The sequence below is a fragment of the Streptomyces sp. NPDC048257 genome (assembly GCF_043201855.1).
Taxonomy (GTDB): Bacteria; Actinomycetota; Actinomycetes; order Streptomycetales; family Streptomycetaceae; genus Streptomyces.
The window spans coordinates 332,423-351,117 of record NZ_JBICZI010000004.1; the positions used below are offsets into that span (position 1 = coordinate 332,423).

Consider the following 18,695-nt stretch of genomic DNA (forward strand, 5'->3'; position numbering starts at 1 on the left):
TGACGAACCTCCCGCGTCAACCTACATTGACATGCATGACCGAAGCCACTGATCTCGCCGAGCGGGCCGGTGACCGTGACCCGCGCGTGGGCCTGCGTGCCGTGGCCGCCCTCCGGAGGCTGCTGGAGCAGCTGGAGGCCGTACAGGTACGCAGTGCCCGCGCGCAGGGGTGGTCCTGGCAGGAGATCGCGGCCGAGCTGAGCGTCAGCCGGCAGGCCGTGCACAAGAAATACGGGAGGCTCTGATGTTCGAACGCTTCACCCGCGACGCCCGGTCGACCGTGACCGGGGCGGTGGCCGAGGCCCGGCAGGCCGGGGCCGCCACCGTCACCGAGGAACACCTGCTGCTCTCCCTGCTGGCCCTGGGCGCCCTGGACCCGCTGGGCGTGGACCGCGCGGCGGTGACCGCCGACCTCACGGCGGCCCGCCGCCGGGGTGGGATGTCCAGGGCGGACGAGGAGGCACTGGCCGGTCTGGGGATCGACCTCACCGAGATCGTCTCCCGCATCGAGGAGACCCACGGCGAAGGCGCACTCGCGGCTCCGGCACCCCGCAGGCGGACCCTGGGCGCCTCGCTCCGCTCCGCCCTCGGGCGCGAGGGCGCGGACGACCGCACCGGCAGCTCCCACGTCCCCTTCACCGAGGGTTCGAAGAAGGTGCTGGAGCAGTCCCTGCGCATCGCCCTGGGCCGCAAGGACGGACATATCAGCACCCTGCACCTGCTGCTCGCCCTGCTCTCCCGCCCCGGCACGGTCTCCGAGGTCCTGACGGACCACGGCATCACCTACAGCACGGCCGAGACGGGCCTCGCCGCCTGATCAGCCGCCGGGGTGGAGGGCGCCCCGCAGGCGCACCGCCGCCGCGGCCAGGTGGGCCCGGGCCTCCGCGAGCCGGGCCGGGGTGACCCCGTGGTCGCGCGCCGCGTCGCGCACCTCGTCGCGGAAGCGGTCGAGCAGCCGGTCCAGGTCACGTGCCGGGTCGCCGGCGGGCGTCAGGTCCGCGGCCCAGTCCGCTGCCGCCGCCGCGTCTGCCGCCGCCGTATCTGCCGCCTTGGCCGCCGAGTTGTCCGCCGCCGCACCCGTGGCCGTACGGGGCTCCGCGCCCCCCGCGGCCCCCTCCGGGGGCGTGGCCGGCGTACCGCCGCCGAGCCAGGCGCCGGCCAGGCTGCCCAGGACGCCGCCCGACTTGGCGAACTGCTCCTGCAGCTGGCCCGCGATGCGCTGGACCTCTTCGCGGGCCCGCTCCTGGGCCTCCTTGGCCTGGCGGCGGGCCTGCTGCGCCTCCTCACGGGCGCGGCGGCTCTCGTCCTTCGCCCGGCGAGCCTGTTCCTTCCACTCGGCCCGCGCCTTGCGCAGCTCCTCCTTGGCCGTGTTCCAGGACTCGTCCTCGACCCGGGTCGCCGACGCGGAGGCCGCCGCCCGCATCTCGCGCCGCAGGTCGCCGGCTGCGCCCCGGACCTCGCTGCGGATCTCCGCGGCGAGTTCGGTGACCGAGTCGCGGATCTCCAGCTCCAGGTCGGCGAGTTCACCGCCGCGGTCGGCCAACTCGGCGCGGCCCGCCTCGGTGATGGAGTACACCTTGCGCCCGCCCTCGGTGGCGTGCGTGACCAGCCCCTCGGCCTCCAGCTTCGCCAGCCGCGGGTACACGGTGCCCGCGGAGGGCGCGTAGAGGCCCTGGAAGCGCTCCTCCAGCAGGCGGATCACCTCGTACCCGTGGCGCGGGGCCTCGTCCAGCAGCTTGAGGAGGTAGAGGCGGAGACGGCCGTGGGCGAAGACGGGCGGCATGTCAGAGCACCTTCTTGTCGAGCGCGAGGGGGGCGGCGGGGGTGTCGGCGTCGGCCTGCGGGCGGCGCAGCAGTGCGATCGAGCCCGAGACGGTGGTGGCGCGCAGGGTCCCCGCGCCGGAGCCGAGGGTTCCGGTGATCCGCTTGGCGCCCAGCTGGCCGGAGACCCGCAGGTCCTCGAAGGCGTTGGAGACGCGGCCGGTGGCGGTGTTGGCCTCCACGCGGGCATCGGCGGGGTGCGGAAGGCGGATGGCGACCTGTCCGGAGACGGAGTTCAACGCGATGTCCACGGGGCGGGCGGCCTCCGGGCCGGGGTCCAGGTCGATGAGCATGTCGCCGCTGACCGAGTCGGCCCGTACGCTCACGCCCGCGCCGTCGACCACCGTCAGGCCGCCGGAGACCGAGTGGAAGCCGAGCTCGCCGGTGACGGACTGGGCCTCCACGCTGCCGGACACGGTGTTCGCCTTGACCCGGCCGGACAGGCCGACCAGCGTGGCGTCGCCGGAGACCCCGTGGACGTCGGTGGCTCCGGAGATGCCGGAGACGAAGGAGGCGGCGTCGACCGTGGCCACGTGGACTTCGGTGGCCGCGGGGACGGCGAGGGTGATCGCGGCGCGGCGCTCCCAGGCCTTGCGGCCGGAGGCCGAAGCGGACCAGGCCTTCCAGGGCTTGGACTCGAACCACCTCCTGAGGCCCTGCGAGCCGTTCCAGGGCAGGTCCTCGTAGGAGACCGTCAGCGTGCCGCCGTCCTGCACGACGTACAGCGGCGGCCCGTCGACCTCGGTGACCTCAAGGCGGGCCGGGCCCTCCTCGGCGGCGACCACGTTCACCGTGCCGCTCACGATGCGGACGCGGAGCTCGGTCACCGGCTCGTCGAAGGTGATCTTCTGCGGTTCGGCGACGTGCCGGGTCGACGGTGACGGCGACGGCGACGGCTGGGGCGACTGCTCTGCCATGGTGCTGATCCTCCTCGTGCGTTCACGGACCGGGCTCGACGCACGCAACATATCGCGTCTTCTGTTAACACGATATATCGCGGTCGGGGGAAGTCAAGCGCCCTCTCGAAACGACCGGTGGACTGCTGCTCGGCCGCGCCGAACCCCGTGCCGTCCGACCCCCGGCACACCTGTTGCGCGTACGCCTGCTGCTCGCCCCGGCGGGTGGATGGAGCGTGCGGGAGCGGTCACGTATCTCCCCAGGCTTCGGGATCTGCGCGTCACGTAATTCCCCACCCCGGCGGTCGCGAGTCCCCAAGGGGGCGGCGACCGTGGGCGCCTCCGAGCCTGCAGCCGAAATCCGGTGGACGCGGCAGGGATACTGCCGTCATGGCCGTTACTCAGCAGCTCGCCCGCATCCCCGAGGGGGTATCTCGCCGCATGCCGTCAGTCCGCCGCCGCGTCAGCGGACCGCGATCCCCAGTGGGATCCACCGGCGTATGACGTCCTGGACCTGGACTGGGCACCAGCGCTGCTGGAACGCGTCGGCGAGGTGGCCGGACTCGAAGAGGTCCATCTCGATGCTCTGCGCCGGGCCACCGGCGGCGACACTGCTCTTGACCTGGGCTTCCTCAACACTCACCCACACGCCATAGCCCCCTTCGCGGCCGCCCCCACCGGCCTGGGCGTCTCTGAAGTGGCGCGCGTCTGCGAACTGCTTGGCCAGATCGACATGCCCGTCCTTCTCGCCGCCCTGCCGGCCGACGAGCGTGACGCCGAATCCTTGATCGGCCAGATGGGCGGCCCCATCACCGGCGGTCTGCGGGCGTACCTGCTGGAGCACTTCAACGCCTTGCGCACCTTCTACCTCGACGCAGCCGAGCGCCACCTGCTCGTCGTGCTCTGGTGGGACTGACCCACGACCCACCAGGCGGCCCCACCACGACCACCTGGGGAAGTACGTGACCGTCGGGCTGGGGAATTGCGTGACCGTCCACAGCGTCGTCCCCGACCGGCTGGGGCTCGGCGATCGCGAGGGGCACCGCCCGGCCGGCCGAACCTGTGGGGGGAGGGCGGCCGGACCGGCTTCGCCCTGTCCAGCGGCTTCCGGCGCACCGCCCTGCGCGTGGAACGCGGCCGGGGGCCCGGCCGGCGAGCCCGACGCCCTGCGGGCCCTGCCGGCGCGGCTCGGCCTGGATCCCGTCCTCGACCTTGCGGACCTGGAGCGCCTCACCCACACCGATGACGACCCGCCGCCGACGGGAGGCCCGGCTGCTCTCCCTGGTCGGCCTGCCGACGCGCGCCGGACTGGCCTTCCTGCCCGCCGGGCCGGCCCCGGGCGAGTCGGCCGACCGGCTGCGGGCCGCGGCCCGGGTGGCGCCCGGCGTCGAGACGGTGGAGTGGTCCGGCTGGCGCGACGCGGTACGCGCCGAACTCGACGCGGTGGAGGCGAGCCCGCTGGACCCTCGGGCCAGGCTGCCGGGCGCGGCCCAGGTGGCGGCCGGCGCGGCCGTGCCGGCGCAGGGGGCCGTGTCGCTGGCCTACGACCGGGCCCGCGCGCGGAACTGAGCCGCCGCGGGGACGGCCTACGCCACCTCCAGCAGCGGGCTCGCGTGGTGGTGGAGCCAGGCCCGGTACGGGGGTGTGCGCAGGGCGGCTTCGCGATAGGCCGCGCGCAGGTCCTCGTACACCTCCGCGTGGGCGCCCGGCCGGGTCGCCAGCAGCAGCCGCACGGCGAGGGGGTCCCCCGACAGCGGCCGGATCGCCATGTCCTCGCGCGGCCCGGAGGTCGGCTGGCAGGGGGCGACCGCCTCGCCGGAGATGATCAGCGAGGTCGCCGTGTGGTAGTCGGCGTGCAGCACCGGCGGGTCGAGCCCGGCCCCGGCGAAGACCCTGCGCAGGCCGTCCCACTCGCCGTCGACCGAGGGGTCGACCATCCAGCGGTCGGCGGCCAGGTCCCCTAAGGAGACCACCGCCTGCCCGGCGGCCGGATGATCCCGGGACATCGACACGAACTGCGGCTCCCGCTCCATGAGCACGTGCAGCTGCAGACCGGGCGGCACCCGTAGCGGGCTGCCCTCCACCTCGTGCACGAACGCCACGTCCAGCTGTCCCGCGGCGACCATCCTGAGCAGCGCGTTGGCGGAGACGTCCACCACCAGCGAGGTCTCGGTGTCCGGGAGCCGCCGGTGGATCCGCCGCAGCCATCCCGGCAGCGCGCTGCTGGCGGTGGAGCCGATGCGCAGCCGCGAGGCGTGGGCCAGTTCGCGGGCCTCCGCCACCAGTGCGGCCATCTCGGCGAGCAGGGGGCGGGCCCGGCCCAGCACGGTCCGGCCGAAGGGGGTGGGCCGGCAGCCGGTGCGCTCGCGCAGGAACAGCTCGCCGTCGAGGGCCCGTTCGATGCGGCGCAGCTGGGTCGTCAGGGAGGGCTGGCTCACGCCGAGTTGCCGGGCGGCCTTGTGCAGGCTTCCGGCGTCGGCGATGGCGCACAGGGCGCGCAGGTGCCTGACCTCAAGCTCCATGCCCCGAGGGTAGGCCGGTCCCTACGGACCGCACCAGCCACCTATAGCCCCCCGAATCCCGCCATTCTCACGCTAGTTGGATTGTCGAAATCTTCCCGATAGGCCCGCGCTATCGGTGAGTGACATCATCCGCCGGGCACTTCCGCTCCCGCAGACTCCGGTACCGAACGACCACCCCCCACCGCACCGGACGAGTAGGAGCTCCCCCACATGCGCCACTCCCGTAAGGCCATGCTGGCCACGACCGTCGGCCTCGGCCTCGCCGCCACCCTTGGTGTCGTCCCCACCGCCACCGCCGCACCCGCCCCGGCCGCAAACGCCGCGAGCTTCGCCGCGTACGAGCGTTCGCCGGAGAACGAGGCGGCCAACCGTGCCTTCTTCGAGGCCGTGCAGCGCTCGGTCGCCGAGCAGCGCGCCGCGAACCCCGGCGTCCTGGCCGTGACCGTCACGTACAACACCCGCAGCGCCCCGAGCTTCCGCTCCCAGATAGCCCGCTCCACGCAGATCTGGAACAGCTCGGTGTCCAACGTCAAGCTGCAGGAGGTGTCCTCGGGCGGGAACTTCTCGTACCGCGAGGGCAACGACTCACGTGGCTCGTACGCGAGCACGGACGGGCACGGACGGGGCTACATCTTCCTCGACTACCGGCAGAACCAGCAGTACAACTCCACCCGGGTGACCGCGCACGAGACCGGCCACGTGCTGGGTCTGCCGGACCACTACTCGGGCCCCTGCAGCGAGCTGATGTCGGGCGGCGGCCCGGGCACCTCGTGCACGAACGCCAACCCGAACTCCGCCGAGCGGGCACGGGTGAACCAGCTCTGGGCCAACGGCTTCGCCTCGGGCCTCGGCGCGAAGGATCTCGCCGCCAAGGGCTGAGTCAGCGCCCGTCGGGCTCCTTGAAATCGTGGCAGTCGGGGTTCCGGCAGGGACCCCGGCCCCACACCGGAATGAAGATCCCGAGGGACTTGCGCCGTCTGACCACCGTGTCGACGCGGCGCCCGCACGCCGGGCACGCCTGCTGTTCGTGCCCGGCCTGCGGGGCCACCGTCTCGTGTTCGTGCTGCTGCTCACCGGCCATACCTCCACGGTAGGCCGGTTCCGTGCGTTCGGCGGGTCAGCCGTTGCGGACGGCGTACGAGCTGACGATCTGGCCGCCGCCGAAGGTCTTGACGCCGGTGAGCTCCAGGGGGCGCACCCCGAAGCCGGCCCGCGACATCGGCATGCCGGTGCCGACGGCGAGGGGGTAGGTCTTGACGATGATCTCGTCGATCTCGTCGATCAGCTGGGTGGCGAGGTCCGCTCCGCCGCAGAGCCAGATGCCGAGACCGTCCCGGGCCTTGAGCTCGCGGACCCGTGCCGCCAGGTCCCCGCTGATCAGCTGGACCTGCGGGTCCGGCGGGGTGGTGAGGGAGCGCGAGACGACGTACTGCTCGGGCAGGTGGCCGTAGGGGCTGGTCATGCCCTGCTTGAGGCCCGGCTCGTAGGTGTGGCGCCCCATGATCACCGCGTCGAAGCGCTTGGGCGCGGCGTCGGCGATCCCGAGGTGGGCGCGCCCCTGGGCCGAGATGGTCTCGGGGTATTCGGCCGCGAGGAAGCCGACGAACTCGGCGTCGAGGTGGCTGTAGAAGAACTCGCCGTCGCCGTCCGGGGCACCGATGAACCCGTCGACGGACGTGGCGATGAAGTACGTGAGCTTGCGCAAGCGATTCTCTTCCACTGGACAGTGCCACCGCACCGGGGCACGTCGCATAAAGTACTTCGACTGCAGTGGTTACGCAAGCCCGCGCGAGGATTCGTTTCGCCCCGGCCCAGGGGGTGTCTTGTCGATCGGGCCGGACCGCCGCGAGCCCGGCCCGATCGGCAAGATTCCCTAGCCGCGCGGCTTGCGCCACATCGGCCACATCAGCGGGCCCCCGGGAAGCCGTACCGCCTCCCCCGTGAACTCCCAGCCGAGCCGCTCGTACAGCCCTCGGCTGCGCTCGCTGCTCGCCTCCAGGTACGCCGGCACGCCCTCGCGGTCGCAGCGCTCCAGCACCGGCCCGATCAGCTCGCTGCCCAGCCCCTGCCCCTGCCGGCCCGGGGCCACCGCGATCATCAGCAGGTACTCGTGCTCCTCGGCCGTCGGGTGCACCGCACCGGTGAGGCGGCCGACCAGCTCGCACCGTTCGTTGTCGGGGTCCGCCACGGCCCGCATCCGCGCCGGAACCTCGTCCTCACCCTCCGGGACGCCGGCCGGGATCCGCATCCAGAGCGCGGCCGCCGAGCCGTCCACGGCGTAGTCGATCCGGCCCTCTTCCAGCGCCACGTCCACGAAGACGCCCAGGAACTTCCCGTGCACCGCGGCCCGGTGGTCCGGATCCGGGAAGACCCAGCTGCTCACCGGGTCGCTGCGGAAGGCCTCGTCGAGCAGCCGCGCCACCGCGTCCCGGTCCGACCGATCCGCCTGACGTATCTCCAGTGCCACTGGCCACACCCTTCACTCGCGCGTCAACAACCGCGAGTGATCCTAGAGTTGGCGCAGGAATGCGGTAAGGCCCGTTCCGGCACCATGCGGTACCGGAACGGGCCTCGCCGTCGCGCGGGCTCCGCGCAGCCTTCGCACGGGCTCCCCCGCACTCACTTCGTACGGCGCGTCACGAACTCCGCGAGTGCCAGCAGCCCGCCCGCCGCCGCCAGGTCCGGAACGGCCCGGGACAGCTGCTGCACGGCCCGCCCCATCCGGTCCGCGGCATGGGCCTGCGCCCAGTCGCGCCCGCCGGCCCGGTCCACCGCGTCGGCGGCCCTGCGTACGTCGTCCCCGGCCATGGGGCCCGCGTAGAGCGCGGCCAGCTCCTCCCCCGCCCCGGTGCCCGAGGTGAGGGCGGCCACGACGGGGAGGGACTTCTTGCGGGCGATCAGGTCGGCCCCGGCGGGCTTGCCGGTGTGCCCCGGATCCCCCCAGATGCCGATCAGGTCGTCGATCAGCTGGAAGGCCAGCCCGGCCTCCCGTCCGAACGCGTCCATCGCGTCGACCTCGTCCGGCCCCGCCCCCGCGTACAGGGCGCCCAGCGCGCACGCGCAGCCCAGTAGCGCCCCGGTCTTGGCCGTGGCCATGGACAGGCACTCGTCGAGCGAGACGTGCGGGCGCCGCTCGAAGGCGCAGTCCGCCTGCTGGCCCGCGCACAGCTCGATGATGCAGGCCGCGAGCCGGCCGGAGGCCGCCGCGGCGGCCGGATGCGGGTCCTCCGCGAGCAGCCGCAGCGCGAGCGCCATCATCGCGTCACCCGTGATGATGGCGTCCGGCGTCCCGAAGACGGTCCAGGCCGTGGCCCGGCCGCGCCGCCGGACGTCGTTGTCGATGATGTCGTCGTGCAGCAGCGTGAAGTTGTGCGCCAGCTCCACGGCCGCCGCCGCCCGGACCTCCTCGTCGGGCGGCCCCGCCCCGGGACCGCGCAGGGCCTGGGCCGAGGCCAGCACCAGGGCCGGCCGGATGGCCTTCCCGGCCCCGCCCGCGGCGGGTTTGCCGTCCTCGTCCTCCCAGCCGAAGTGGTACATCGCCACGCGCCGCATCGAACCCGGCAGGCTCTCGACCGCGCGGCGCAGCTGCGGGTCAACCGTTTCTCTCGTCCGTTCCAGGAGGGCCGCGGCCTCCTGGGCCTCGCCGGTCGCGATGGTGTTGACCACGGTCAGCGCCAGCGGCCGATCTCGACGTTCTCCAGCACGCCGAGCGCGTCCGGCACCAGCACCGCGGCCGAGAAGTAGGCGGTGACCAGGTACGAGATGATCGCCTGCTCGCTGATCCCCATGAAGCGGACCGACAGGCTCGGCTCGATCTCGTCCGGGATGCCCGGCTGGTGCAGGCCGATCACGCCCTGCTCGTCCTCGCCGGTGCGCATGCACAGGATGGACGTGGTGCGGGCGTCGCTGATCGGGATCTTGTTGCTCGGGAAGATCGGCACCCCGCGCCAGGCCGGCACCCGGTTGCCGCCGATCTCCACCGACTCGGGGTAGATCCCGCGCTTGTTGCACTCGCGGCCGAAGGCGGCGATCGCCTTGGGGTGCGCCAGGAACAGCTTGGAGCCGCGCCGCATGCTGAGCAGCTGGTCCATGTCGTCGGGGCCGGGTGCGCCGTCGTGCGGCTGGATGCGCTGGTCGTAGTCGGCGTTGTGGAGCAGGCCGAAGTCGCGGTTGTTGAGCATCTCGTGCTCCTGGCGCTCGCGCAGCGCCTCGACCGTGAGCCGCAACTGCTGCTCGGTCTGGTTCATCGGGTGGTTGTAGAGGTCGGCGACGCGGCTGTGCACCCGCAGGACCGTTTGTGCAATGGAGAGTTCGTACTCGCGCGGCCGGGCCTCGTAGTCCACGAAGGTGCCGGGGAGGACGGCCTCGCCCTGGTGGCCGGCGGAGAGCTCGATCGCGGCCTCGCCGTACTTGTTGGTCTGCCGGTCGGGCTGGGTCCGCAGGCTCTCCACGTGCTCGCGCAGCGACTCGACGCGGTCGGCGAGGAGCTGGAAGTCCTGCCGGGTGAGGGCGAGCACGGTGCCGGAGGTGGCGGCACGGGCGGTGTACTCCCAAATCGATTCTTCATCGACGAGGGAGTCGTCGCCGAAGTACGCGCCGTGGGCGACGGTCCGCAGGACGGCGTCCTCCCCGTAGGGGCCGGGGCCGATCTGGTCGATACGGCCGTGGGCGAGCAGGAAGACCCGGTCGGCCGGGCTGCCGAAGGAGGTCAGCTCCTGGCCGGCTTCGAAATCGATCTGCCGGCACCGCTGGGCGAGTTCGCCGAGGACGTCGAGGTCCTCGTAGTCGCGCAGCAGCGGGAGCTCACCGAGCTCGGCCGGGATCACCTGGACCTGGGTGCCGGTCTTGATGAACTCCACGACACCGTTGCCGACCGAGTAGCTGAGCCTGCGGTTGACGCGGTACGTGCCGCCCTGCACCGACACCCACGGCAGCATCTTCAGCAGCCACCGCGAGGTGATCTCCTGCATCTGCGGCGCGGACTTGGTCGTGGTTGCCAAGTTCCGTGCGGCCGTCGTCCCCAGACTGCGCTGCGGTGTCTGGGCCTCGGACTCGGAACCTGCCTGGACCGACATGTCTTTCCCCTTCGATCACTCCATGGATCTGCGGATGCAGCCTTTCAGCACGGAACGTGGTCGGACCATTACACAAAAGGGTGGGACTACTCGGTCCGGGGGTGGGGCACTCTTTGGGGTCAACCCCCGCCCCACGAGCCCCTCAAGCCCCATGGGCACCCATCGATTTCGGCCTCACATGCATCCGGGATGCACATTTCCCTACGGTGACCCCCCGAGGCTGACCCGAGTCACCGACCTGGCGCTGCGCGTCCCGATGCGCCTGACCGTCGAGGAAACGGACCTCCCCACCACCCGTGACGTGGCGGCGACCATCGAGGTCCCCTCCACGCACACGGCCAAAGTGGTCGCCAGGCTGCAGCACCTCGGCCTGGTCGAGGCGCGGCGCGGCCGCGGCGGCGGGCTCGCCCTGACCACCGCCGGGCGCGCCGCGCCGGTCGGCGCGGTGGTGCGCGAACTGGAGGGCGAGGGCGGCGTCGTGGACTGCGAGGGCACCGCCCCCTGCCCGCTGCGCGGCGCCTGCGTCCTGCGCGGCGCCTGCGCCGGGCCCAGGAGGCCTTCTTCGCCGCGCTGGACCCGCTGACGGTGAACGACCTGGTGGCGTCCCCGACCGGACCGCTCCTGCTGGGCCTTTCGAGCAGGGCCCCGACCGGGTCCACCAGCCCTTGATCCACCGGGCCGGATGGCCGATTACCGCTGTCCGCCCCACCCCCGTGACCGATCCCAGCGGGAGTTCGAACAAAAGTCCGCATCCCGGCGGTCCTCCACGGCTCGGCGGTCCGCGCGATCACCGTCAAGCGGGTGCACGGCCCGGCCGCCGACATCCCCCACGAGGTCTTCGGCCCGGCCCTGTGGCTCGCATCTGCCTGCCCTCTGGCCGGATCGGCTCGCTCGGCGTGCGAAAGCACTAGCCGCGGAAGGGTCACCTCCACTAAACCGGAGGGTGACGAGACGGACACAGAGGGTGTCCGTCGCGCACCGCAACGAAGGAGGCGGCCATGGCCGCACCCATGTCCGCGGACCGTTTCATCAACGCGCTGCGGAACGAGGGTCTGACCGTCGTCGAAGTCGGCGCCTGGCGCACCCACAACCGCAACCACAAGGGCCCCTGGGGGCCCGTGCACGGGGTGATGATCCACCACACGGTCACGCGCGGCACCGCGTCCACCGTCGAGCTCTGCCGCGAGGGTCACAGCGCCCTGCCCGGCCCCCTGTGCCACGGCGTGATCGCCAAGGACGGCCGCGTCCACCTCGTGGGCTACGGCCGCGCCAACCACGCCGGCGCCGGCGACTCCGACGTCCTGGCGGCGGTGATCGCGGAGAAGCGGCTCCCGCCGGACAACGAGACGGACACCGACGGCAACCGCCACTTCTACGGCTTCGAGTGCGAGAACCTCGGCGACGGCGAGGACCCCTGGCCGGCGGTCCAGATCGACGCCATCGCCCGCGCCGCGGCGGCCGTCTGCCGGATCCACCGCTGGACGGCCCGTTCGGTGATCGGCCACCGCGAATGGCAGCCCGGCAAGGTCGACCCCAGGGGCTTCACGATGGACTCCCTGCGCAACCGCGTCGGCGAGCGCCTGAAGTAATCGGGCCCCCACCAGGGACAATGGCTTGGTGACCCACCCCGAACTGCAGCCGCGCCCGCCGTCTCCGCTCGTCGAGACGGCGGACGAACGGTTCGCGGCTCACGGCGTACGGCTGCTGCTCAAGCGGGACGACCTCGTCCATCCGGAGCTGCCCGGCAACAAGTGGCGCAAGCTCGCGCCCAATCTCCGGGCCGCCGTGGACGCGGGGCACGACCGCCTCGTCACCTTCGGCGGGGCGTACTCCAACCACCTGCGGGCCACCGCCGCCGCCGGGCGGCTGCTCGGGCTGGGGACCGTCGGCATCGTGCGCGGGGACGAGCTGGCCGGGCGGCCGCTGAACGAGTCCCTCGCCCGGTGCGCCGCCGACGGCATGCGGCTGCACTTCGTACCCCGCTCGGAATACCGCCGCAAGGCCGAGCCGCAGCAGCTGGCACGGCTGCTGGACGTGGCGGGCGCGAGCGGCGCGTACGTGGTCCCCGAGGGCGGCAGCAACGCCCTCGCCCTGCACGGCTGCGCCGAGCTCGGCCGTGAACTGCGCGGCGCCGCCGACGTGGTGGCGGTGGCCTGCGGCACCGGCGGCACCCTGGCGGGCCTGGCGGCCGGTCTGGCCCCCGGGCAGCGGGCTCTCGGGGTTCCGGTGCTGGCGGGCGATTTCCTGGCCGCGGAGATACGTTCCCTCCAGGCGGCCGCCTTCGGGGGCCCGGCCGGCGACTGGACCCTGGCCGAGGGCTTCCACCACGGCGGCTACGCCCGGGTCCCGGACCCGCTGGAGGCCTTCGCCGCCGACTTCGGGTCCCGCCACGGCCTCCCGGTGGAGCGGATCTACGTGGCCAAGCTGCTGTGGGCCCTCGCCGAACTCACCGTGTCCGGGGCCTTCCCGCGCGGCACGACCCTCGCCGCCGTCGTCACGGGGCGGCCGTAGCACCGCGGGCGCCGTGGGCCCCGTCCGCTCAGCCCTCCTCGCGGTAGGCCGCCGCCTCCTCCAGGTCCAGCCTGCGCAGCAGTGCCCGCAGCATCTCGTCGTCGATGCGCCGCCTGTCCCGCAGCGTCACGAAGACCTCCCGCTCGGACTCGATCATCTCCCGTGCGAGCCGCCGGTAGACGTCGTCGGCCGACTCCCCCGTCACCGGGTTGATCTCGCCCAGCCGCTCCCACACCGCGTTGCGCCGGCGCTCCAGCACCGTCCGCAGCCGGTCCGCCAGCGGTGGCGGCAGCGTGCTGTTCTCCGGTTCCGCCAGCAGCTCCGCGAGCCGTTCCTCCGCCGCCCGCGAGGCCTCGCTCTGCGCCTGCGCCTCCGCCAGGGTCTCGGCCTGGACGTCCTTCGGCGGCAGCTTCAGCGCCCGGATGAGCGGCGGCAGCGTCAGTCCCTGCACCACCAGCGTCCCGATGACGGTGGTGAAGGTCAGGAAGAGGATCAGGTTCCGGTGCGGCACCGAGATCGGCACGGAGAAGGCGATGGCCAGCGAGACCACGCCCCGCATCCCGGCCCACCCCACGATCACCGGGGCCTTCCAGTCCGTCTCCGGCTCCCGCGTCCGGATCCGCCGTGACACCCAGCGCGGTACGAAGGTCGCCGGGAACACCCACAGGAACCGGGCCACCACCACCGCGAGGAACACGGCGATCGCGTACCAGGCCGCGTGCAGGCCCTGGTACTCCCCCAGCCCCTTGAGGACCACGGGCAGCTGGAGCCCGATCAGCGCGAAGACCACCGACTCCAGCACGAAGGCGACCACCTTCCACACCGCCTCCTCCTGGAGCCGGGTGGCGAAGTCGACCTGCCAGTTGCGGTGCCCGAGGTACAGGGCGACCACGACCACCGCCAGCACCCCGGAGGCGTGCACCCGTTCGGCGGCCGCGTACGCCACGAAGGGGATCAGCAGCGAGAGGGTGTTCTGGAGCAGGGGCTCCTTCAGCCGGGTGCGCAGCTGGTGGATCGGCACCATCAGCAGCAGGCCCACGCCGATCCCGCCCACCGAGGCCAGCAGGAACTCCGCGATGCCGCCCGCCCAGCCGGCGCTCACCCCGACCGCCGCCGCCAGCGCCACCTTGTAGGCGGTGATCGCGGTGGCGTCGTTGACCAGGGACTCACCCTGCAAGATGGTCGTGATCCGGTTCGGCAGCCGGAGTTTGCGGGCGATCGCGGTCGCGGCCACCGCGTCCGGCGGGGCGATCACCGCGCCCAGCACCAGGGCCACCGGTACGGAGAGCCCCGGCACCAGCAGGTACGCCGCGTACCCGACGGCGAGCGTCGCGAAGAGCACGTAGCCCACCGACAGCATCGCGATGGGCCGGATGTTGGCGCGCAGATCCAGGTACGAGCTGTCCACGGCGGCCGTGTGCAGCAGCGGCGGGAGCAGCAACGGCAGCACGATGTGCGGGTCGAGGGCGTACGCGGGCACCCCCGGGACGTACGCGGCCAGCAGCCCGGCCGCGACCAGCAGCAGCGGCGCGGGCACCGGGGTCCGGCGCGCCAGCCCCGCGACGGCCGCACTGCCGGCGACCAGCGCCACCAGCGGCAATACCTCCATCGAAGATCCACCTCAATCGTCGGCCGCCGGCCCCGAACGCGCACGCTTGACAGAGGAGATCCTCATGACCGACACGGCGGGAACGTATTCTGTACGAGATCAAGCTCCGGTCAAAGCGTGACGCAACGACACTCCGCTGCATCGCGGCTCCGGCCCGTGCGCGCAGTTCCCCCCGAGACTGAGGGCGGGGGTTCCGGTACAAGGAGAATGCGATGAGCGAGTGCACCCACGTTGCCGAACTGCCGCGTCCCGAACCGGTACCGTCCCACCAGACGTGCGACGAGTGCCTGGCACTCGGCAGCCACCCCGTGCAGCTGCGGATGTGCCTGCAGTGCGGGCACGTGGCCTGCTGCGATTCCTCGCCCCACCGGCACGCCACCGCACACCATCGGGAGACCGGCCATCCGGTGATGCGGAGCTTCGAACCGGGTGAGACCTGGCGCTGGTGTTTTGTCGACGGTTCGATCGTCTGAACCGGGGTAGTTCAACCCTCCGCCGGTTCCCCTGATTTGGGCCCCGCAGACCCCTAGCCACTGTGCGTACCCATGGGCTTACCATCAGTCACTGGCTCGCAGGCGGGGTGCTCGAAGCGGGCACCTAGAGGGGTGCCGCGACACGATCGCCCGGATCGCGATAGCGTCACCGGCGAACAGAGCTCGTACCACCTTGGAGGTGAGGGTGTCCCAGATCGCAGGCGAGCCCGGGACTCAGGACTTCGTCGAAGTCCGGCTGCCCGCTGAGGGTGCCTACCTGTCGGTGCTGCGGACGGCCACGGCCGGTCTTGCGGCACGTTTGGACTTCACCCTCGACGAGATCGAGGACCTCCGCATCGCGGTGGACGAGGCCTGCGCGATCCTGCTCCAGCAGGCCGTGCCCGGCTCCGTCCTCAGTTGTGTGTTCCGGCTGATCGACGATTCGCTGGAGGTGACCGTCTCGGCGCCGACCACCGACGGGCGCGCACCGGAGCGTGACACGTTCGCGTGGACGGTCCTGTCGGCGCTGGCCGGCAAGGTCGAGGCCACGGTCGAGGAGAACCGGACGGTGAGCATCAGCCTCTACAAACAACGCGGCGCGGGACCAGGCCCGGCGTGAGCGGCGGGGAGATCCCGGTGCGGGGCGGGGATCGGCCCCGGGTACGGCACGAGGTCGACGGCGGCATCCCGGAGCAGCAGCACGCCCGGCCGCACCCGGCTGACGCGGAAGCGGAAGACGGCTTTTTGGACTCGGCGGAGCGACGGGCGGGCCCTATGAGCGAGAACCAGCAGGAACAACCACAACCATCCCAGCCGACCGAGGCCGCTGCCACGGCCCCGGTACCGGCACCGGTGGTACCGGCAGCGCCGGTGTTCCCGGTGACCCATGCGCTGCCGGATCCGCGCGACCGCAGCGGCGCGCGGGCCCTGTTCATCGAGCTGCGGGCACTGCCCGACGGATCGGTGGAGAAGGCGGAGCTGCGCAACCGGCTGGTACGGATGCACCTGCCGCTGGTGGAACACCTGGCGCGGCGCTTCCGCAACCGCGGTGAGCCGCTGGACGACCTGACCCAGGTCGCCACGATCGGCCTCATCAAGTCGGTGGACCGGTTCGACCCGGACCGCGGGGTGGAGTTCTCCACCTACGCCACGCCCACGGTGGTCGGCGAGATCAAGCGCCACTTCCGGGACAAGGGCTGGGCGGTGCGGGTGCCGCGCCGTCTGCAGGAGCTGCGGCTCTCGCTGACGACGGCCACGGCCGAACTGTCCCAGCAGCACGGCCGCTCCCCGACGGTGCACGAACTGGCCGAGCGGCTGGGGATCTCCGAGGAGGAGGTGCTGGAGGGGCTGGAATCGGCCAATGCCTACAGCACGCTCTCCCTCGACGTCCCGGACACCGACGACGAGTCGCCGGCGGTCGCGGACACCCTGGGCTCGGAGGACGAGGCCCTGGAGGGCGTCGAGTACCGCGAGTCCCTCAAGCCGCTGCTGGAGGGACTGCCCCCGCGGGAGAAGCGGATCTTGCTGCTTCGGTTCTTCGGCAACATGACCCAGTCGCAGATCGCCCAGGAGGTCGGCATCTCCCAGATGCACGTCTCCCGGCTGCTGGCCCGTACCCTGGCCCAGCTCCGCGAGAAACTCCTCGTCGAGGAGTAGGAGTGAGCCGGTCGACCGGTTATCGGGCCTGCTCGCCGGGCCCGATACCGAGAGCCTCGGTCGCCGTCGGGTTCACCAGGAGCGCTACGACGGCCACCGCGGCCACGGCCAGCGCCCCGGCGGCGGCGATCATCGCGCCGCCGGTGCTGTAGAGGGTCCAGGCCACCGGCAGCGCCATCAGCTGGGTGATCAGTGCCGGACCACGGCTCCAGCGGCGGCCCAGGCGCAGCCCGCGGGCCGCGACCAGCGGCAGCGCGGCGAGGGCGAGCAGGGTGATCCCGCCCGTCTCGGCCTGCTGCGGGGAATCGGGGTCGCCCGCGATGCCCACGAACAGCATGGAGAGCCCGAGGCCGGCCAGCGCCACGCCCTCCAGGGCGGTGAGCGCGGCGGCCGCGGTCAGCCGGCGGGGCAGCGCGGCGGACGGGACGCCGGCGGGAGTCTCGACGGGGGCGGGGGTACGCGCAGGCTGCTTCTTACTCACTCCAGCAGGGTAGCGGCGCGCTCCGGACCCCGGAGGGGACGGGCAGTAGGGTCGGCCCGTGAAGGGGTGGGTAGTCTGGCGCTCATGCGTGCACTTCTCGTGGCCAACCCAGCAGCGACGACCACCAGTGCGCGCACGCGCGACGTCCTGACCCATGCCCTGGCCAGCGAGATGAAGCTGGAGGCGGTCACCACCGAGTACCGCGGGCACGCCCGGGACCTGGGGCGCAAGGCGGCCCACGAGGGGCTCGACCTCGTCGTCGCCCTGGGCGGCGACGGCACGGTCAACGAGGTGGTCAACGGGCTCCTGCACAACGGGCCCGATCCGGAGCGGCTGCCGCGGCTCGCGGTGGTCCCCGGCGGCTCCACCAATGTGTTCGCGCGCGCCCTGGGACTGCCCAACGATGCGGTCGAGGCGACCGGCGCCCTGCTGGACGCGTTGCGGGAGCAGCGCGAGCGGACGGTGGGTCTGGGCCTGGCGGCCGGCACCCCGGGCACGGAGGACGAATCGGTCCCGGCCCGCTGGTTCACGTTCTGCGCGGGCTTCGGCTTCGACGCGGGGGTGGTGGGCCGGGTGGAGCAGCAGCGGGAGCGCGGCAAGCGTTCGACGCACGCCCTGTATGTGCGACAGCTGATGCGCCAGTTCTGGGAGGAGCCCAACCGGCGGCACGGCACGGTCACCCTGGAGCGCCCCGGCGCGGACCCGGTGACGGATCTGGTGCTGTCCATAGTGTGCAATACGTCACCGTGGACTTATCTGGGGAATCGTCCGCTTTACGCCTCGCCCGAAGCCTCGTTCGATACTGCGCTTGACGTATTGGCACTGGACCGTTTGTCAACTCCGGCGGTCGCGCGGTACGCGACACAGCTCCTGACCTCCACTCCTGAGCGGGGTCCGCACGGCAAGCACGCGGTGTCTCTGCACGATCTGACCGACTTCACCTTGCATTCGAAGGTTCCGCTTCCCTTCCAGATGGACGGCGATCACCTCGGACTGCGGACCAGCGTTCGGTTCACAGGCGTACGCCGTGCACTGCGTGTGATTGTGTGAGCGGAAGGGCCCCGAGGCCTTTCACTCGAACGTTTACACGCCGGTCCACCCTCACGATGTAGGGCTGTGACCTAGTAGACACCGACGAATCAAAAAAAACTTTCCGGAAGGGGTTGTATCCCCGTCCGAGGTTTGCGAATCTCTTCATGGCGATCGGGACAGCCCGCAACACCGGCACCCACACAGACCGCCAGAACCCCTCCACGAATCTCTGACTGATCACCCGCGTGAAACCGGGCGGTCGACCTTCCCTCACGGGGGGATTCGTGAAAGCGTTCACATTCACAAGCAACCTGTTCGCAATACAAGGAGATGGAGCAGCCATGGACTGGCGTCACAACGCCGTTTGTCGTGAGGAAGACCCGGAACTCTTCTTCCCCATCGGCAACACCGGTCCTGCGCTGCTGCAGATCGAGGAAGCCAAGGCCGTCTGCCGCCGTTGCCCCGTCATGGAGCAGTGCCTGCAGTGGGCGCTCGAGTCCGGTCAGGACTCCGGCGTCTGGGGCGGTCTCAGCGAGGACGAGCGCCGCGCCATGAAGCGCCGCGCCGCTCGCAACCGGGCGCGCAACGCCAGCGCCTGACGACGACTTTCGAGCCTCGA

At 72.0% G+C, this 18,695-nt stretch carries 23 protein-coding genes and 1 pseudogene; 13 read left to right on the forward strand and 11 right to left on the reverse strand.

All coding sequences use genetic code 11. The features are described 5' to 3' along the window. Nucleotides 1–35 precede the first annotated feature (35 nt). On the forward strand, nt 36–245 hold the full coding sequence (locus tag ACGFZK_RS12060) for a helix-turn-helix domain-containing protein (RefSeq protein ID WP_393848742.1): 210 nt from the start codon (nt 36–38) through the stop codon (nt 243–245). Continuing rightward, nucleotides 245–817, forward strand: coding sequence for a Clp protease N-terminal domain-containing protein (locus ACGFZK_RS12065; RefSeq protein WP_393848743.1), 573 nt, complete (start codon nt 245–247; stop codon nt 815–817). Before ACGFZK_RS12060 ends, ACGFZK_RS12065 begins: the two co-directional genes overlap by 1 nt. On the opposite strand, the gene ACGFZK_RS12070 is transcribed toward ACGFZK_RS12065, so the two are convergent. The 3 genes from ACGFZK_RS12070 to ACGFZK_RS12080 all read right to left on the reverse strand — a co-directional run bounded on the left by ACGFZK_RS12070 (nt 818) and on the right by ACGFZK_RS12080 (nt 3,360). Beyond that, entirely contained in the window at nt 818–1,783 is a 966-nt protein-coding gene (locus tag ACGFZK_RS12070; protein ID WP_393848744.1) for a helix-turn-helix transcriptional regulator, read from the reverse strand. Nucleotide 1,784: 1 nt separating this feature from the next. After that, nucleotides 1,785–2,738 carry a DUF4097 domain-containing protein gene (locus ACGFZK_RS12075; protein ID WP_393848745.1) on the reverse strand — a complete coding sequence of 318 codons (954 nt, stop codon included), beginning with the start codon at nt 2,736–2,738 and terminating at the stop codon, nt 1,785–1,787. A 442-nt stretch (nt 2,739–3,180) separates the two neighbouring features. Continuing rightward, complete coding sequence (locus ACGFZK_RS12080; protein ID WP_393848746.1) at nt 3,181–3,360, reverse strand: hypothetical protein; 180 nt, start codon at nt 3,358–3,360, stop codon at nt 3,181–3,183. 90 nt (nt 3,361–3,450) lie between these two features. Here ACGFZK_RS12080 and ACGFZK_RS12085 point away from each other — a divergent pair, with 90 nt between their 5' ends. Continuing rightward, a complete protein-coding gene (locus tag ACGFZK_RS12085; RefSeq protein ID WP_393848747.1) occupies nt 3,451–3,633 on the forward strand; it encodes a hypothetical protein in 183 nt (60 codons plus the stop codon). 326 nt (nt 3,634–3,959) lie between these two features. After that, entirely contained in the window at nt 3,960–4,286 is a 327-nt protein-coding gene (locus tag ACGFZK_RS12090) for a hypothetical protein (protein WP_393848748.1), read from the forward strand. A 17-nt stretch (nt 4,287–4,303) separates the two neighbouring features. On the opposite strand, the gene ACGFZK_RS12095 is transcribed toward ACGFZK_RS12090, so the two are convergent. Then, nucleotides 4,304–5,239, reverse strand: coding sequence for a LysR family transcriptional regulator (locus tag ACGFZK_RS12095; protein WP_393848749.1), 936 nt, complete (start codon nt 5,237–5,239; stop codon nt 4,304–4,306). 210 nt (nt 5,240–5,449) lie between these two features. Between ACGFZK_RS12095 and snpA the strand changes: the two genes are divergently transcribed. After that, nucleotides 5,450–6,118: a snapalysin gene (gene snpA / locus ACGFZK_RS12100; RefSeq protein ID WP_393848750.1), complete on the forward strand. Its 669-nt coding sequence runs from the start codon at nt 5,450–5,452 to the stop codon at nt 6,116–6,118. Nucleotide 6,119: 1 nt separating this feature from the next. On the opposite strand, the gene ACGFZK_RS12105 is transcribed toward snpA, so the two are convergent. The 5 genes from ACGFZK_RS12105 to ACGFZK_RS12125 all read right to left on the reverse strand — a co-directional run bounded on the left by ACGFZK_RS12105 (nt 6,120) and on the right by ACGFZK_RS12125 (nt 10,314). Next, nucleotides 6,120–6,320, reverse strand: a complete 201-nt coding sequence (locus tag ACGFZK_RS12105; protein WP_393848751.1) for a hypothetical protein — start codon at nt 6,318–6,320, stop codon at nt 6,120–6,122. 36 nt (nt 6,321–6,356) lie between these two features. Continuing rightward, entirely contained in the window at nt 6,357–6,944 is a 588-nt protein-coding gene (locus ACGFZK_RS12110; RefSeq protein WP_393848752.1) for a dihydrofolate reductase family protein, read from the reverse strand. Between the two features lie 168 nt (nt 6,945–7,112). Then, nucleotides 7,113–7,706, reverse strand: a complete 594-nt coding sequence (locus ACGFZK_RS12115; protein WP_393848753.1) for a GNAT family N-acetyltransferase — start codon at nt 7,704–7,706, stop codon at nt 7,113–7,115. Between the two features lie 152 nt (nt 7,707–7,858). Next, complete coding sequence (locus ACGFZK_RS12120) at nt 7,859–8,911, reverse strand: family 2 encapsulin nanocompartment cargo protein polyprenyl transferase (RefSeq protein ID WP_393848940.1); 1,053 nt, start codon at nt 8,909–8,911, stop codon at nt 7,859–7,861. Continuing rightward, complete coding sequence (locus ACGFZK_RS12125) at nt 8,908–10,314, reverse strand: family 2B encapsulin nanocompartment shell protein (protein ID WP_393848754.1); 1,407 nt, start codon at nt 10,312–10,314, stop codon at nt 8,908–8,910. The genes ACGFZK_RS12120 and ACGFZK_RS12125 overlap by 4 nt, the downstream gene beginning before the upstream one ends. A 178-nt stretch (nt 10,315–10,492) precedes the next feature. Between ACGFZK_RS12125 and ACGFZK_RS12130 the strand changes: the two are divergent. The 3 genes and pseudogenes from ACGFZK_RS12130 to ACGFZK_RS12140 all read left to right on the forward strand — a co-directional run bounded on the left by ACGFZK_RS12130 (nt 10,493) and on the right by ACGFZK_RS12140 (nt 12,825). Next, a pseudogene (locus tag ACGFZK_RS12130) lies at nt 10,493–10,983 on the forward strand (RrF2 family transcriptional regulator). Nucleotides 10,984–11,312: 329 nt separating this feature from the next. Next, entirely contained in the window at nt 11,313–11,903 is a 591-nt protein-coding gene (locus ACGFZK_RS12135) for an N-acetylmuramoyl-L-alanine amidase (protein ID WP_393848755.1), read from the forward strand. 28 nt (nt 11,904–11,931) lie between these two features. Next, nucleotides 11,932–12,825, forward strand: a complete 894-nt coding sequence (locus ACGFZK_RS12140; RefSeq protein WP_393848756.1) for a 1-aminocyclopropane-1-carboxylate deaminase/D-cysteine desulfhydrase — start codon at nt 11,932–11,934, stop codon at nt 12,823–12,825. A gap of 28 nt (nt 12,826–12,853) precedes the next feature. On the opposite strand, the gene ACGFZK_RS12145 is transcribed toward ACGFZK_RS12140, so the two are convergent. Further along, complete coding sequence (locus ACGFZK_RS12145) at nt 12,854–14,434, reverse strand: Na+/H+ antiporter (protein ID WP_393848757.1); 1,581 nt, start codon at nt 14,432–14,434, stop codon at nt 12,854–12,856. 212 nt (nt 14,435–14,646) lie between these two features. Here ACGFZK_RS12145 and ACGFZK_RS12150 point away from each other — a divergent pair, with 212 nt between their 5' ends. The 3 genes from ACGFZK_RS12150 to ACGFZK_RS12160 all read left to right on the forward strand — a co-directional run bounded on the left by ACGFZK_RS12150 (nt 14,647) and on the right by ACGFZK_RS12160 (nt 16,563). Next, on the forward strand, nt 14,647–14,907 hold the full coding sequence (locus ACGFZK_RS12150) for a UBP-type zinc finger domain-containing protein (protein ID WP_393848758.1): 261 nt from the start codon (nt 14,647–14,649) through the stop codon (nt 14,905–14,907). 205 nt (nt 14,908–15,112) lie between these two features. Then, entirely contained in the window at nt 15,113–15,526 is a 414-nt protein-coding gene (locus tag ACGFZK_RS12155) for an anti-sigma regulatory factor (protein ID WP_393848759.1), read from the forward strand. After that, a complete protein-coding gene (locus ACGFZK_RS12160; RefSeq protein ID WP_393848760.1) occupies nt 15,523–16,563 on the forward strand; it encodes an RNA polymerase sigma factor SigF in 1,041 nt (346 codons plus the stop codon). The genes ACGFZK_RS12155 and ACGFZK_RS12160 overlap by 4 nt, the downstream gene beginning before the upstream one ends. Before the next feature lie 19 nt (nt 16,564–16,582). On the opposite strand, the gene ACGFZK_RS12165 is transcribed toward ACGFZK_RS12160, so the two are convergent. Beyond that, entirely contained in the window at nt 16,583–17,044 is a 462-nt protein-coding gene (locus tag ACGFZK_RS12165) for a hypothetical protein (RefSeq protein ID WP_393848761.1), read from the reverse strand. Nucleotides 17,045–17,128: 84 nt separating this feature from the next. Here ACGFZK_RS12165 and ACGFZK_RS12170 point away from each other — a divergent pair, with 84 nt between their 5' ends. Both ACGFZK_RS12170 and ACGFZK_RS12175 read left to right on the forward strand, forming a co-directional pair. Then, nucleotides 17,129–18,094 (forward strand): diacylglycerol kinase family protein, encoded by a 966-nt coding sequence (locus tag ACGFZK_RS12170; RefSeq protein WP_030011937.1) that lies wholly within the window; start codon nt 17,129–17,131, stop codon nt 18,092–18,094. A 323-nt stretch (nt 18,095–18,417) separates the two neighbouring features. After that, entirely contained in the window at nt 18,418–18,675 is a 258-nt protein-coding gene (locus tag ACGFZK_RS12175) for a WhiB family transcriptional regulator (RefSeq protein ID WP_003953983.1), read from the forward strand. Nucleotides 18,676–18,695 lie beyond the last annotated feature (20 nt).